Genomic DNA, 12,975 nt, shown 5'->3' with positions numbered 1-12,975 from the left:
CGCCTATGTCGCGCGGCGATGACCGTTGAGACCGACGCACTTGGAATATTGGACAGGCATCCTGAAGCCGGACGCATACGCTCACGCCGTATGAACAAGGGCGTCGCGACCTTGATCGTCGACGCGAGCGGACTGCGCGACGCCGATCGTTCAAAACTCGAGCGCGAGCTGCATGATGCAGCTTCCGCGATAGAGGGTGTGGACGAAGTGCGTATCGCGATGACTGCCTCGCAGCCGCACCGCACTTTGATTGCCGTCGGCAGCGGGAAGGGCGGCGTCGGCAAGTCCACCGTTGCCGCGAACCTCGCCATTGCCCTGGCCAGGAGTGGAAAGAAGGTCGGGCTGGTGGACGCGGACGTCTACGGTCCGTCGCAGCCAACCTTGCTCGGATCGGACACGAAGCCGACGGCTGAAGATGACCGGCTCATTCCGGTCGAGGCTCAGGGCCTTAAGTTCCTGTCGCTCGGACATCTGGTCTCGCCAGGTCACGCACTCGCGTGGCGCGGGCCGATGGCGACCGGAGCGCTCGCCAAGCTGGTCGATGCCGACTGGGGCGATGCCGAGGTGCTGGTCGTCGACCTGCCACCCGGGACTGGCGACGTGCAGCTCTCGCTGATCCAGAAGTCGCGGCCGGACGGCGCGATCATCGTTTCGACGCCTCAGGACCTGTCGCTGATCGATGCAACGCGCGCGATCGACTTGTTCCGAAAGATGAACGTGCCGGTGCTGGGCATCGTCGAGAACATGGCCGGCTACATCTGCCCGCATTGCGGCGAGGGTTCGGATCCGTTCGGAAGCGGTGGCGCTGAAGCGGCTTCGAAGGAAATCGGAGTGCCGTTCCTAGGCCGGCTGCCCCTCTCGGCGGCAGTCCGCGCAGCGTCGGACGCCGGCAGGCCGCCAGCTGCGGGCGATGGTCCGGAAGCCAAGGCCTTCGCCGATCTCGCGGCAACGATCAGCGAAGCGCTGGAAAGAGTCCGCCGCTGAAGCATTGAGGCGGCAGGAGATTGAAGATGTCGCTCACACTTGACGATTACATCAGGGAATTGCTGTCCGGCGCTCGCACGATTGCCGTGTTCGGCTGCTCAGATCGGCCGGATCGCCCGTCCTACGGTGTCTCGGCCTTTCTTCAGCGGCACGGCTACCGGATGCTTCCGGTCAATCCGCAAATCACGGGCGAGCGCGTGCATGGCGAGTTCGTCTGGCGCGACCTTGGCCAGATCGGAGTGCCGATCGATATCGTCGACATCTTCCGCCGGCCGATCGCGGCAGGAGAAGCAGTGGATCAGGCGATCGCGGCGGGAGCCAAGGCCGTTTGGATGCAGCTCGGCATCGTCAACGAGGAAGCGGCCGCCCGGGCGGAAGCTGCCGGTCTGAAGGTCGTGATGGACCGCTGCACCAAGATCGAGATCATGCGGCTCGGGATTCCGGCAATCGAAACTGCGGACTAAGCCGCGCCGACGGTCATCTCCGGAACCAGGAGCGTCGGCGAGTCCACGCCTCGGCGGAACTCGAGGTCAGTTCCAGGTTCAAGTGTCGCGAACATGTCGAGCAGGTTCGAGGCGATCGTAATCTCCTGCACAGGCTCGGCGATTGCCCCGTTCCGGACCATGAAGCCTGCGGCTCCCCGGCTGTAGTCTCCGGTCACGCCGTTGACGCCCTGGCCGATGAGCTCGGTGACCAGCAATGCCTCCGGGAAAGCAGCGAGCAGTTCATCGCGGCTACGCGATCCTGGAGCGAGGTAAAGATTGCTCGGACCCGCGCCCGGCGGGCCGCCCGCTCCTCGCACGGCATGACCGGTGGGCTGGATCCCAAGCTGCCGGGCCGAGGCGCTGTCGGCGAGCCAGGTCTTCAGGACTCCGTTGTCGACCAGCGCCGAGGTCGTCACCGGCAATCCTTCGCCGTCAAAAGGCCGTGACCTCAGTCCTCGCGGACGAAGCGGATCGTCGATGAGCCGCACGCCGGTCGCGAAAATCTGCTGCCCAAGCTTGTCCTGCAGAAAAGAAGATTTGCGAGCCACGGACGACCCGGTGATCGCACCGATGAAATGCCCCAGCAGCGAACCCGCGATACGCGGATCGAACAGGACGGCGTAGCGGCCGGGCTTTGGCTTGATCGGGTTGAGCCGGGCTACGGCGCGTTCCCCCGCAAGCTTCCCCACTTCTTCGGGCGCATCCAGGTCTTCGAGATGCCGGGCCCCGTGCCAAGCGCTGTCGCGCTGCATCGTCGGGCCTTCACCCGCGATGACCGTCACCGAGCAGCTGTGGCCGGTCGAGCGATACGCTCCGCTGAAGCCGCCCGAGGTCGCCAGCGCTACCGTGCTCGCGGACGTGCCAGCCGATCCGCCACTGGAATTGGTGACGCCTTCGACGGCCAGCGCCGCGTTCTCGGCCGCGAGCGCCCGCTCGCGCAAAGCCTTGGGATCTTCCTGACGGGAGTCCTCCGACTGGATGTCGGGAAATGGGCCGTGCGCGAGCAGCTCGGGCGGAGCAAGGCCGGCATACGGGTCTTCTGGGGCCTCGCGAGCCATTGCGACGCCCCGATTGACGAGCTCCGCCAGCGCATCCGGGGAAAAGTCGGACGATGCTACGCTTGCACTTTGGTGTCCGACGAAGACGCGGAGTCCGACCTCTTCCCCTTCGGACCGGTCGACATGCTCGAGCTCGCCAAGGCGGACCTGCACCCCCTGCGATTCCGATCCGACGTAGATTGCGTCGGCGCTGTCCGCGCCCGCTGAGCGCGCCTTCTCGACGAGCGATTGGGCGATTTCGCGCGCTTTATCCTCTGACAGCATTGGACGCGCCTAGCGGCTGGAAAGACCGACGACCAGCATTCCCAGAAAGATCAGCAAGCCGGTGGTCCGGTTCGAACGGAACAGGCGAAGCGCGCCTTCGCCGTCTTTCGGGTCGGCCCTCAGCGCCTGATTGGCGAGGTGGAAAGCCGCGGGTGCTAGCGTGGCAAGCGCGAGCCAGTCGGGCCTCACGGTCCAGACGGCGGTCGCCCAGAGTGCGATGGCCAGCGCGTAGAACAGGGCAACGCCCTGCGGGGCCTTGTCGCCGAGCCGCCGCGCGGAGGACTTCACACCGACCAATGCGTCGTCCTCGATGTCCTGGATTGCGTAGAGCGTGTCATAGCCGATCACCCAGGCGATGCTCCCAAACCAGAGCAGCAGCGCCGGAAGGTCGAGCGCTCCGCGTACCGCCGGCCAGCCTACTAGCGCTCCCCACGAGAAGACGACACCGAGCCAAGCCTGCGGCCACCAGGTAATGCGCTTCATGAAGGGGTAGGCGGCGACCGGCGCAACGCTGACCAGCGAAATGACGGCAGCGGTTGTGTTGAGTTGAGCCAAAACAATCAGGCCGATCGCACAGAGTAGCGCAATCAGCATCCATGCGGACCGCAACGATACTCGCTCGCTCGCCAGGGGACGCAGGCGCGTTCGCTCGACCTGCCGGTCGAGGTCGCGGTCGACGATATCGTTGTAGACGCAGCCCGCGCTCCGCATCGCGAAGGCTCCGAGGAACAGCCACAGGACCATGGCCCAGCGTCCATCGACGCCCGCAAGCGCGACGCTCCACGCGCACGGCCAGTAGAGGAGCCACGTGCCGATCGGCCGATCGAGCCGCATGAGCGAGGCATAGGGGCGCAGTCTCGGCGGCAGCCCACCAATGAATCCGCGCCGTTCGCTGTCCGGGACGATTTCAGGAATTGCCGTCACGGGGAGGCTTAGCGTGCAGTTGCAGCTGTCACTAGGTTAGAACGGAAAGTAGATTTGGATCGCGACGATCGCGGCCGCCCAGGTGATGAGGTTGAGGGGGATGCCGATCTTCATGAAGTCGAGATAGTTGTACCCGCCCATCTGATAAACGAGCACGTTGGTCTGGTAGCCGAACGGCGTTGCGAACGCGGCGCTCGCGGCGATCATCACTGCGACTAGAAAGGGGCGGGGCTGACCGCGAAGGCCTCAGCCATAGAGACTGCGACCGGCGTGAAGAGTACCGCGACCGTCGCGTTGGACAGCAGTTCCGTCGCGAACAGCGTCACGCCGTAAAGAATGATGAGCGCAACGAGCGGGCGCATACCTTCCATCGACCCGATAAGCGCGTCCGTTGCGGAGGAAGCGAGTCCGGTCTCGTCGAGCGCGATGCCGAGCACCACCATTCCCGCGATCAGCATGAGAACTTCGGGCCTGAGCCCGCTGTAGGCCTCTTCAGCAGTTATGACGCGAAGCAGGATCAGGAGAACTGCTCCGGCAAAGGCACAGGCGGCGATGGGAGCGACGTTCAGTGCCGCCAGGGCAACGACCGCCACGAAAATCACGGTGGATATTAGCGCAGCGACCGGCTTCAGTTTGACCTGTTTGGCGAAGGGTTCGGCGGTACCGACGAGTCCTCCGGCAAGGCCGGGCTCGCGGAACCGGGTCGGCGGCTGCATTGCCTCGTCGACAGTTGCCGTTGGCTTGTCATTGTCTGATTTCGCAAGTCGCGGACCGAACAAGAACAGGTACGCGCCGCCCGCGACGGCAACCAGGATGCCGACGGGCGTGATCTCGAAAATTCCGAAGCGAGGTTGGCCGGCAACCGAAGCCATGTCGTTGACGAGCAGGTTGGTGGACGTCCCAATAAGCGTGCAGCAGCCTCCAAGGACGGCTGCATAGGACAACGGGATGAGGTAGGCCTTCGGCGACTGTCCGAGCGAGCGTGCCACGTCGCGAACAACGGGCGCGCTGAGCACTACAATCGGGGTATTGTTGAGGAAGGCCGATCCGACACCCGCAAGCCCGATCAGAACCCACAGCCCCGCGCGCCCGATGCGGCTACAGAGCCTGACAGTGCGCCGGATCGCTTCGTCGAGGAGGCCAGCCAATTCCATTGCGTAGGCAATGACGAAGAGTGAGGCCAGAGCAACGATGGCCGGGCTCGCGAAAGCGCTCTGAACTTCGACTGGCCGGACAACCCCGGTCATAAGCAGAAATGCGGCGCCCGTGAGGGCAACGACATCTGCCCGCAGTTTGTCGTAGATCAGGGCTCCAACGACCGCCGCGAGCACGAGCAACGTGATGATCTGGCTCGCCGTCATTCTGCCCCCTATGGCCGTTGGAGTTCAGAACGCGCAACCCGCGTCGGGGTCGCAGGGTCGCGCATTCGCTCACCCATGCTATCACCCGGTCATGTGCACGCGTGTTCAGTTGAAATGGTCTTCGCTCACGGTTGCGGTCGCCGCTCTTGCTGTGGGTTGTCGGCAAGCTCCGCAGGACGAGGTAGACGAGAATCAGGCCAACGCGGTCGTCCAGCTGCCCAGGCTCCCAGTTGCAGAGCCGCCGATGGACCGGGCTGCCCTGTTGATCGAGGTCGCCAAGGCTGCCAGCGCTTCTGCGCTCGGAGAGGACATTTCGAATGATCTGCGAAGGCTCGACGGAAAGCGGTTCGAGGTCCGAATTCGCTTTGGCTGCGCACCACCAGCATCGCCGCCGGAGGTAGAGAAGACAGCGAAGCCGGCAGCCCAAGGACAGGCGACCGGTCCATTCAATGTTCGGTTCGACGAAAAGGATCGCACATTGCGACTGCGGGCAGCCCCCGACTTGACGCTCAATGACCGATGGATCGCCTCTGTAGTTGATGAATCCGTGGAGGCGGTCGAAGGGTTCTGGATGTATAGGCCATGGTTGCTGACGGATGGCTGCTCCGTGATTCCGTCCCAGCTGGATCCGGGCGTTTCCGACGGAGGCTTGGCGAGCGAGACGAATGACGTTGCCGCGGTTCGGATTACAGCACCCGATCGCAAGTATCGCGTGGGACTGGCGCAATTCTTCACCAAGACCGATCCCCGGACCGGGCGCCGTGATGGCCGTGCATATGAAACGACGAAAATCCTGCCGGATGACAAACAACCCTCCCGGCAAGGCTATAATCTCGTTTTGTCAGGTCGCCTGCGGCACCTTCCGTCCGGTCAGGTGATTGCGTGCAGGACGGAAAGTACCAATGCGCCTCCGCAATGCGTGGTTTCGGCGGAATTCGACCGCGTGTGGGTCGAGGAGCCTGAGACCAAGAGCCTCATCGCTGAATGGGGAAATTGAACCTCAGAGGCAGCAGCTAATGATCAGTTGCTAGGCAAAATCTAAAGTTAACTGCCACTAGCAACCCGATTGGGTTTATTACGCGCGACTCCGGGTGGATCGTAAGGAGAGAGCAGATGAACAGGAATCTCCTGTTCGTGGCGGCATTTTGTACTGCCACGATATCCGTGCCGGCTCTTGCAGGCGAAGTGAACGGTAGCACCAGCAATCCGAAAGACGATTTTTCGAACGGCGTTTCGATCTGCAAGTTTTCAGGGCTGAACGACTATCCTGACGGTTCGCAGAGCGGACCTCCGGGCGCACTCAGTCCTTTGGGCAGGATGTCGCGAACTTCGGCGCCGACCCGAGGGAGTTCAATCCGGGTGACGCAGGCGCATGCAACGCGCACCTTTCGCCGATCCGCGAACCGGGCAATCCAAACTAGGAATTGACCGCAGCGGGATTCCCGCGCCTGCGGGAATGACGTAGGCGGGCTCCATGCCCGCCACGCCAGCCTGGCCTCCGAAGAGCCTGCCGCGCCTTTTCGTGCGCGCGCAGCTGCGTGATGGCGTGCGCGTCGATCTGGACGCGGACCAGGCCAATTATCTCGGCAATGTGATGAGGCTCGGCGAGGGGCCGAACTGCTGGTGTTCGACGGAACCTCTGGCGAATGGCTCGCCCGCATTTCCGAGGCGGGCAAGAAGCGGATGGCGCTAACCGTGGAGCAACGGACGCGCGAGCCTGAAGCAATTCCGGACGTCTGGCTGGCCTTTGCGCCCGTCAAGCGAACGCAAACCGACTGGCTCGTCGAAAAGGCGACCGAGCTCGGCATCGCGAAGCTCATTCCCGTCATCACGCAACGCACTATCGCGGAACGGGTGAAGCTTGAGCGGCTGAGATCGATCGCGACCGAGGCGGCGGAGCAATGCGGGCGGACGCGATTACCGACGATTGATGAGCCGATCTCGCTCGCGCAGCTTCTCAAGCAGGCCGACCGGGCCATCTATTTCGCGGACGAAGGCGGCGGCGAGCCCGCGGCGTCTGCATTCAAGCCGGGACCAGCGGTGATCCTGACGGGGCCGGAAGGCGGATTCACCGACGACGAGCGAGCCGTCATCCGCGCCGCGCCCAACGCAATTCCAGTCTCGCTTGGACCGCGCATCCTCCGCGCTGAAACGGCCGCGCTGGCCGCCTTAGCCGTTTACATGGCCGTCGCGGGCGACTGGTGCTGACCCTCTGGTCTTATGGAACCATAAATCGGAAGTGCTGGCGCCGCCTCGAGCGCGAAGCTAAGCGGCGCTTCGAATGACGCAACGCACCGACGATACGCCCGCGACGCACCGGCTGATCGAAAGCCGCGACGATCTGCTTTCCGTCTTCTCGGGCGGCGAAAAGCCCGCCGAGCGGTGGCGCATCGGCACCGAGCACGAGAAGTTCGTCTATCGCGTCGAGGATCATCGCGCGCCGAGCTATGCCGAGCCGGGCGGGATCCGCGATCTTCTCGACGGCCTTACCGAGTTCGGTTGGGCGCCCGTGATCGAAGGCGAAAATGCGATCGCTCTTTCGGGGCCGGATGGGACGATCAGCCTTGAACCTGCCGGACAGTTCGAATTGTCAGGCGCGGCGCTGGAAAATCTCCATCAGACTTGCGCCGAGGCAAATCGGCACTTGGGCCAGTGCAAGACCATCGGAGAACGGCTCGGGCTCGGGTTCCTCGGTCTTGGCATGTGGCCGGACAAGGCCCGGTCCGACCTGCCGGTCATGCCCAAGGGCCGCTACAAGATCATGCTCAACTACATGCCCAAGGTTGGCACCCTCGGCCTGGACATGATGCTTCGCACCTGTACCATTCAGGTTAATCTGGACTACAGTTCGGAAGCCGATATGGCGAAGAAGTTTCGCGTCGGCCTCGCGCTGCAGCCCGTCGCGACGGCACTCTTCGCCAATTCTCCGCTGACCGAGGGCAAGCCCAACGGCTATCGGAGCTTCCGGAGCCATATCTGGGAAGACACCGACCCCGACCGAACAGGCATGCTGCCTTTCGTTTTCGAAGACGGGTTCGGCTACGAGCGCTACCTCGACTATGCGCTCGATGTGCCGATGTACTTCGTCTACCGCGACGGAAAGTACATCGACGTCGCAGGCGAGAGCTTCAGGTCGTTTTTGGAGGGCAAATTGCCCCAATTGGCGGGCGAAAAGCCGCGCCTATCCGACTTTGTCGATCATCTCTCGACCATCTTCCCCGAAGTGCGCCTCAAGAGCTTTCTCGAGATGCGCGGCGCGGATGGCGGCCGGTGGGGCAAGATCTGCGGGCTTCCCGCGCTGTGGGTCGGCCTTCTGTACGACAGCCAGGCGCTCGATGCGGCTTGGGACCTGGTCAAGGACTGGACGATCGAGGAGCGCTCGCAGGTTCGCCACGCCGTCCCCAAGACCGCGCTGAAGACGCCTCTTCCACGCGGCGGCACCGTTCACGACCTCGCACGGCAGGTCCTCCAGATTGCTTCGGATGGCCTCAGCCGCCGGGCCCGCCTCAATTCAGCGGGAGACAATGAGAGCGGCTTCCTCGACCCATTGCACGAAGTTGTCGCAACCGGCGTGACGCCCGCCGATCGCCTGCTCGACAAGTTTCATAATGAGTGGAACGGGGACGTTTCGCGCATCTACGAGGAGTTCAGCTTCTGATGGACATGCCCACCCCCCAGCGCCGGACGCTCTATCCGGAAATCACCCCCTACGAGACCGGCATGCTGGACGTGGGCGACGGCCACAGCCTCTATTGGGAGCTGACAGGAAATCCGAACGGCAAACCGGCTGTGATGCTTCACGGCGGGCCTGGCGGCGGTTCAAGCCCCGACCATCGCAGGCAGTGGAACCCCGACAAGTACAAGATCCTCGTCTTCGACCAGCGCGGCTGCGGCAAGTCGACGCCCTACGCGAGCCTCGAGAACAACACGACCTGGGACCTTGTCGACGACATCGAGAAGCTGCGTACGCAGGTCGCGAAGGTCGACAAATGGCAGGTGTTCGGCGGAAGCTGGGGCTCGACGCTTTCCCTGGCCTATGCGCAGACCTATCCCGAGCGGGTTACCGAGATCATCCTGCGCGGCATCTTCCTGTTCGATCAATATGAGATCGACTGGATGTATGCCTATGGCGGAGCTTCCTCGGTATATCCCGACAAATGGGATGAGTTCGAAGCGGTCGTTCCCGAAAGGGAACGCGCCGACATGGTCGAAGCCTACCGCAAGCGGCTGATCAGCGACGACAAGGACGAGCAGCTGCGCGCCGCAAAGGCGTGGAGCAAGTGGGAAGGCGACATCGTCACGCTTCTACCAAGCCCGGAAACGATCGAGCATTTCACCAGCCCGGAGGTCGCAGTCGCGGTCGCCCGGATCGAGAATCACTACATGGCGAACAATGGCTGGTTCGAGCCTGGGCAGCTGCTGAAGGGGGCCGAAAAGCTTCGCGGAATTCCGGGAGTCATCGTCCAGGGTCGCCATGACACCTGCACGCCTCCGGTTGCCGCATGGAAGCTCAAGAAGGCCTGGCCGGAGGTTGATCTCAATATCATTCCGGACGCTGGTCACCTGTTCAACGAACCGGGAATCCTTGACGGGCTCGTCCGGGCGACCGACAAGTTCGCGTCAATGTGAATGTTTGGCGTAGCTTTCGCGTCGAATGACTGACTAGGGGCACCGACAACTGCAACAAGTGTCCGCGGCCCGCCCGGCCGCGGCGAGAACTTATCCGGGGGGATAAAGCGATGGGCGTCCGTTTCACGTCAATTTCGGTATTGGCGCTTTCCACTGCGTGCATGTTTGCAACTCCGGCAGCCGCCCAGACGGCGGACCCGGCAGCGCAGCCGGCACCCGACCAGCCCGCACCGGCGCAGCCCGCAGCGGCTCAGTCCGAGGGCGTTGGCGACATCGTCGTTACTGCGCAGCGCCGCGCCGAGCGCCTTCAGGACGTTCCTGTCTCGGTCGCGACGATCGATGAAATGACGCTCGACGCCGTCAACTCCGGCGGCGCAGACATTCGCGGCCTTTCCGGACGCGTTCCGAGCCTCAACATCGAAAGCTCGTTCGGACGTACTTTCCCGCGCTTCTACATTCGTGGCCTTGGCAACACTGACTTCGATCTGAACGCATCGCAGCCGGTCAGCCTGGTCTATGACGACGTCGTCCTCGAAAATCCTATCCTCAAGGGCTTTCCGGCATTCGACGTCGACCGGATCGAGGTGCTCCGTGGTCCGCAGGGAACATTGTTCGGCCGCAACACGCCGGCCGGCATCGTCAAGTTCGACACGGTGAAGCCGGGCAGCGGGAACAACTACGCCAAGATCAGCTACGGTTCCTATTCGACGATCAACGCCGAAGCAGGCGTCGGGGGCCGTCTGAACGACACGGTCGCGGTCCGCATTTCAGGCCTCTGGCAGCATCGCAACGACTGGATCGACAACCTCGACGCGCCGGGTAAGCACAACCTTGAAGGCTATGACGACATCGCCGTTCGTGCGCAGGTCGAATTCACCCCAAACGAGTCCTTGAAGATCCGCCTGACGGGTCAGCTTCGCGATCTCGACGGCGACGCGCGCATCTTCCGCGCCAACGCAATCCAGCAGGGCACGAATCACCTGATCGGTGTCGACGGCGGCGACTTCAAGCGCGACGAAGTCCATGCCGACGGCCTGAACTTCCAGCGGCTGAAGACGCAGAATATCGCCGGCACCATCGAATACGATCTCGGGCCGGCAACGCTCTATTCCGTGACCAGCTATTGGCACGGCACGCTCAAGAGCCGCGGCGACATCGACGGCGGCTTCGGCTGCTCGTTCTGCGGTCCGGGCTTTACCAACAACAGCGCGCCCGGGTTCATTCCTTTCCCGGCGCAGAGCCAGGACAATATCCCGAGCCTTGACCAGTTCACGCAGGAACTCCGGGTCGCGTCGAACAACACGAAGGGCCTCGGCTATCAGGCGGGCATCTTCTACTTCGACGAGAATCTCGACATCGAAAGCTTCGACTTCGGCGCGCCGACCGATCTCACCCCGGCCGCGATCGTCAATCAGCGGCAGGACGCCAAGGCGCTCGGCATCTTCGGTTCGGTCAACTACAAGACGACCAGCGGCCTGACGCTTCAGGCCGGCGCTCGCTGGAACCACGACAAGAAGAAGCTGACGGCGGAACGCCTGTTCGACGTCCGCCCGATCTTCGTCGGCGGAGGACCGGTTCCGGAGACTACTACGCGGGTGAAGGACAGCGTCCTTACCTGGGATCTCAGCGCGATCCAGGAGATCAACCCGGACGTGAATGTCTATGCGCGCGTCGCAAAGGGCTATCGCGCACCGGCGATCCAGGGCCGCATCCTGTTCGACCGCGACGTGACGACGGCCGACAGCGAAAACACCATGTCCTATGAGGCGGGGCTCAAGTCGACGCTTCTCGACCGCAAGCTGCGCTTCAACCTGACCGGCTATTACTTCAAGACCAAGGACCTCCAGCTATCGGCGGTCGGCGGTGCGGCCAACGCCAACCTGCTGCTCAATGCGGACGCGGTGAAGGGCTATGGCTTCGAGACCGAGCTTGAGGCGCGACCCGCTCGCGGCCTCACGCTGACTGCGGGCCTCAGCTACAACCACACGCGCATCGACGATAAGAACCTGACCGTCGAGACCTGCGCTGCGCCGTGCACCGTGCTGGATCCGATCGCGGTCCCGGCGTCCTCGCCAGCCATCGTTTACATCGACGGCAACCCGCTGCCGCAGGCCCCGAAGTGGACGTTGAACTTCACCGCCGGTTACGAATATCCGGTCGGTCCGGGCAACGTCTACGTCTTCACCGACTGGTACCACCGCTCAAAGGTGAACTTCTTCCTCTATGAGTCGGTCGAGTTCAGCGACGACCAACTTCTCGAGGGCGGCCTGCGCATCGGTTATCGCACCGACCGCTATGACATCGCCGGTTTCGTCCGGAATATCACCAACGACGAGAGTGCCGTGTCCGCGATCGACTTCAACAATCTCACCGCGATGGTCAACGAGCCGCGCATCTGGGGTGTCGAGGTCGGAGTGAAGTTCTAAGACCGCCGCTTGCCTGTTCTCCCGCCAACCCCAAGAGGGCGCGGGAGAACAGGATGACTCAATCGGCGAGTGAAGCGACGCCGCTCCGGCGTGTTGTGATGGCAAGCCTGATCGGCACGACCATCGAGTGGTACGATTTCTTCCTCTACGGCTCCGCCGCCGCCCTTGTCTTCAACAAGCTGTTCTTCCCTGAATTCGACCCGCTGACTGGCACCCTGCTGGCGTTCGCGACCTATGCGCTCGGGTTCGTCGCGCGGCCGGTCGGCGGTGTCGTTTTCGGCCATTTCGGCGACCGCATCGGCCGCAAGCGCCTCCTCATGCTGAGCCTCATCCTGATGGGCGTCGCGACGATCTTCATCGGCCTGCTTCCTACCTACGCGCAGGTAGGCATCTGGGCGCCGATCGGCCTGATTGCCCTACGGCTAGTGCAAGGCTTCGCGGTCGGCGGGAGTGGGGTGGAGCGGTCCTCATGGCCGCCGAGCATGGTGACGCCGCGAGGCGTGGCTTCTGGGCAAGTTGGCCGCAGGCGGGCGTTCCGGCGGGCAATCTGCTTGCGGCTGCAATGCTCGCGATCATGGCCGCGCTTCAGGCCGAGGAGGACTTCCTCGACTGGGGTTGGCGCGTGCCTTTCATCCTGTCCGCGCTGCTCGTCGTCGTCGGTTGGTACATCCGCAATCGCGTTGCCGAGAGCCCGATGTTCGAAGCTGAGTTCGACGCGGCTGAGGCGCCTGCCCGAGTACCCGCCATTGAAGTTCTGCGCGAACGACCGAAAGCGCTTGTCCTTGGGCGGGCCTCCGTGTCGGCGAGAACATTTCCTATTACATCCTCACCGTATTCTCGCTGA

Annotated in this window: 9 protein-coding genes and 3 pseudogenes; 9 read left to right on the top strand and 3 right to left on the bottom strand. The window is 63.2% G+C overall.

Annotated elements, in window-relative coordinates; genetic code table 11:
* Positions 1-90 precede the first annotated feature (90 nt).
* On the top strand, positions 91-984 hold the full coding sequence (locus H9L14_RS10515) for an Mrp/NBP35 family ATP-binding protein (protein ID WP_222949806.1): 894 nt from the start codon (positions 91-93) through the stop codon (positions 982-984).
* 26 nt (positions 985-1,010) lie between these two features.
* Complete coding sequence (locus tag H9L14_RS10510; RefSeq protein ID WP_187708052.1) at positions 1,011-1,448, top strand: CoA-binding protein; 438 nt, start codon at positions 1,011-1,013, stop codon at positions 1,446-1,448.
* Here the strand turns inward: H9L14_RS10510 and H9L14_RS10505 are convergent.
* The 3 genes and pseudogenes from H9L14_RS10505 to H9L14_RS10495 form a co-directional block, all read right to left on the bottom strand.
* The gene (locus H9L14_RS10505; RefSeq protein ID WP_187708051.1) at positions 1,445-2,791 is read right to left on the bottom strand and encodes a TldD/PmbA family protein; all 1,347 of its coding nucleotides are present in this window, start codon (positions 2,789-2,791) and stop codon (positions 1,445-1,447) included. The two genes, H9L14_RS10510 and H9L14_RS10505, sit on opposite strands and share 4 nt — an antisense overlap.
* Positions 2,792-2,800: 9 nt before the next feature.
* Positions 2,801-3,715 (bottom strand): 4-hydroxybenzoate octaprenyltransferase, encoded by a 915-nt coding sequence (gene ubiA, locus H9L14_RS10500; RefSeq protein WP_187708050.1) that lies wholly within the window; start codon positions 3,713-3,715, stop codon positions 2,801-2,803.
* Positions 3,716-3,751: 36 nt separating this feature from the next.
* Positions 3,752-5,076, bottom strand: a pseudogene (locus H9L14_RS10495) (SLC13 family permease).
* A 10-nt stretch (positions 5,077-5,086) separates the two neighbouring features.
* Between H9L14_RS10495 and H9L14_RS10490 the strand changes: the two are divergent.
* The 7 genes and pseudogenes from H9L14_RS10490 (at position 5,087) to H9L14_RS16675 (ending at position 12,975) form a co-directional block, all read left to right on the top strand.
* Positions 5,087-6,073, top strand: a complete 987-nt coding sequence (locus H9L14_RS10490) for a hypothetical protein (protein ID WP_222949805.1) — start codon at positions 5,087-5,089, stop codon at positions 6,071-6,073.
* 477 nt (positions 6,074-6,550) lie between these two features.
* Positions 6,551-7,284 (top strand): annotated as a pseudogene (locus tag H9L14_RS10485) (16S rRNA (uracil(1498)-N(3))-methyltransferase).
* Positions 7,285-7,357: 73 nt separating this feature from the next.
* The gene (locus H9L14_RS10480; protein ID WP_187708048.1) at positions 7,358-8,734 is read left to right on the top strand and encodes a glutamate--cysteine ligase; all 1,377 of its coding nucleotides are present in this window, start codon (positions 7,358-7,360) and stop codon (positions 8,732-8,734) included.
* Entirely contained in the window at positions 8,734-9,705 is a 972-nt protein-coding gene (gene pip / locus H9L14_RS10475) for a prolyl aminopeptidase (protein ID WP_246444108.1), read from the top strand. The genes H9L14_RS10480 and pip overlap by 1 nt, the downstream gene beginning before the upstream one ends.
* Positions 9,706-9,815: 110 nt before the next feature.
* A complete protein-coding gene (locus tag H9L14_RS10470; protein WP_187708047.1) occupies positions 9,816-12,131 on the top strand; it encodes a TonB-dependent receptor in 2,316 nt (771 codons plus the stop codon).
* A gap of 53 nt (positions 12,132-12,184) precedes the next feature.
* Positions 12,185-12,523 (top strand): annotated as a pseudogene (locus tag H9L14_RS16680) (MFS transporter); the annotation flags it as partial.
* Between the two features lie 77 nt (positions 12,524-12,600).
* A complete protein-coding gene (locus H9L14_RS16675; RefSeq protein ID WP_281389377.1) occupies positions 12,601-12,975 on the top strand; it encodes an MFS transporter in 375 nt (124 codons plus the stop codon).

This window comes from Sphingomonas sediminicola (assembly GCF_014489515.1).
GTDB lineage: Bacteria > Pseudomonadota > Alphaproteobacteria > Sphingomonadales > Sphingomonadaceae > Sphingomicrobium > Sphingomicrobium sediminicola.
Note: the sequence above shows the minus strand (reverse complement) of the source record. Positions and strands in the feature narration are given on the sequence as shown.

Excerpts from the sequence above, each read along its gene's own strand:
- H9L14_RS10515 (WP_222949806.1), top strand. The coding sequence starts at position 91 with ATGAACAAGGGCGTCGCGACCTTGATCGTCGACGCGAGCGGACTGCGC.
- H9L14_RS10510 (WP_187708052.1), top strand. The coding sequence starts at position 1,011 with ATGTCGCTCACACTTGACGATTACATCAGGGAATTGCTGTCCGGCGCT.
- H9L14_RS10505 (WP_187708051.1), bottom strand. The coding sequence starts at position 2,791 with ATGCTGTCAGAGGATAAAGCGCGCGAAATCGCCCAATCGCTCGTCGAG.
- H9L14_RS10490 (WP_222949805.1), top strand. The coding sequence starts at position 5,087 with ATGGCCGTTGGAGTTCAGAACGCGCAACCCGCGTCGGGGTCGCAGGGT.
- H9L14_RS10480 (WP_187708048.1), top strand. The coding sequence starts at position 7,358 with ATGACGCAACGCACCGACGATACGCCCGCGACGCACCGGCTGATCGAA.
- pip (WP_246444108.1), top strand. The coding sequence starts at position 8,734 with ATGGACATGCCCACCCCCCAGCGCCGGACGCTCTATCCGGAAATCACC.
- H9L14_RS10470 (WP_187708047.1), top strand. The coding sequence starts at position 9,816 with ATGGGCGTCCGTTTCACGTCAATTTCGGTATTGGCGCTTTCCACTGCG.
- H9L14_RS16675 (WP_281389377.1), top strand. The coding sequence starts at position 12,601 with ATGGCCGCCGAGCATGGTGACGCCGCGAGGCGTGGCTTCTGGGCAAGT.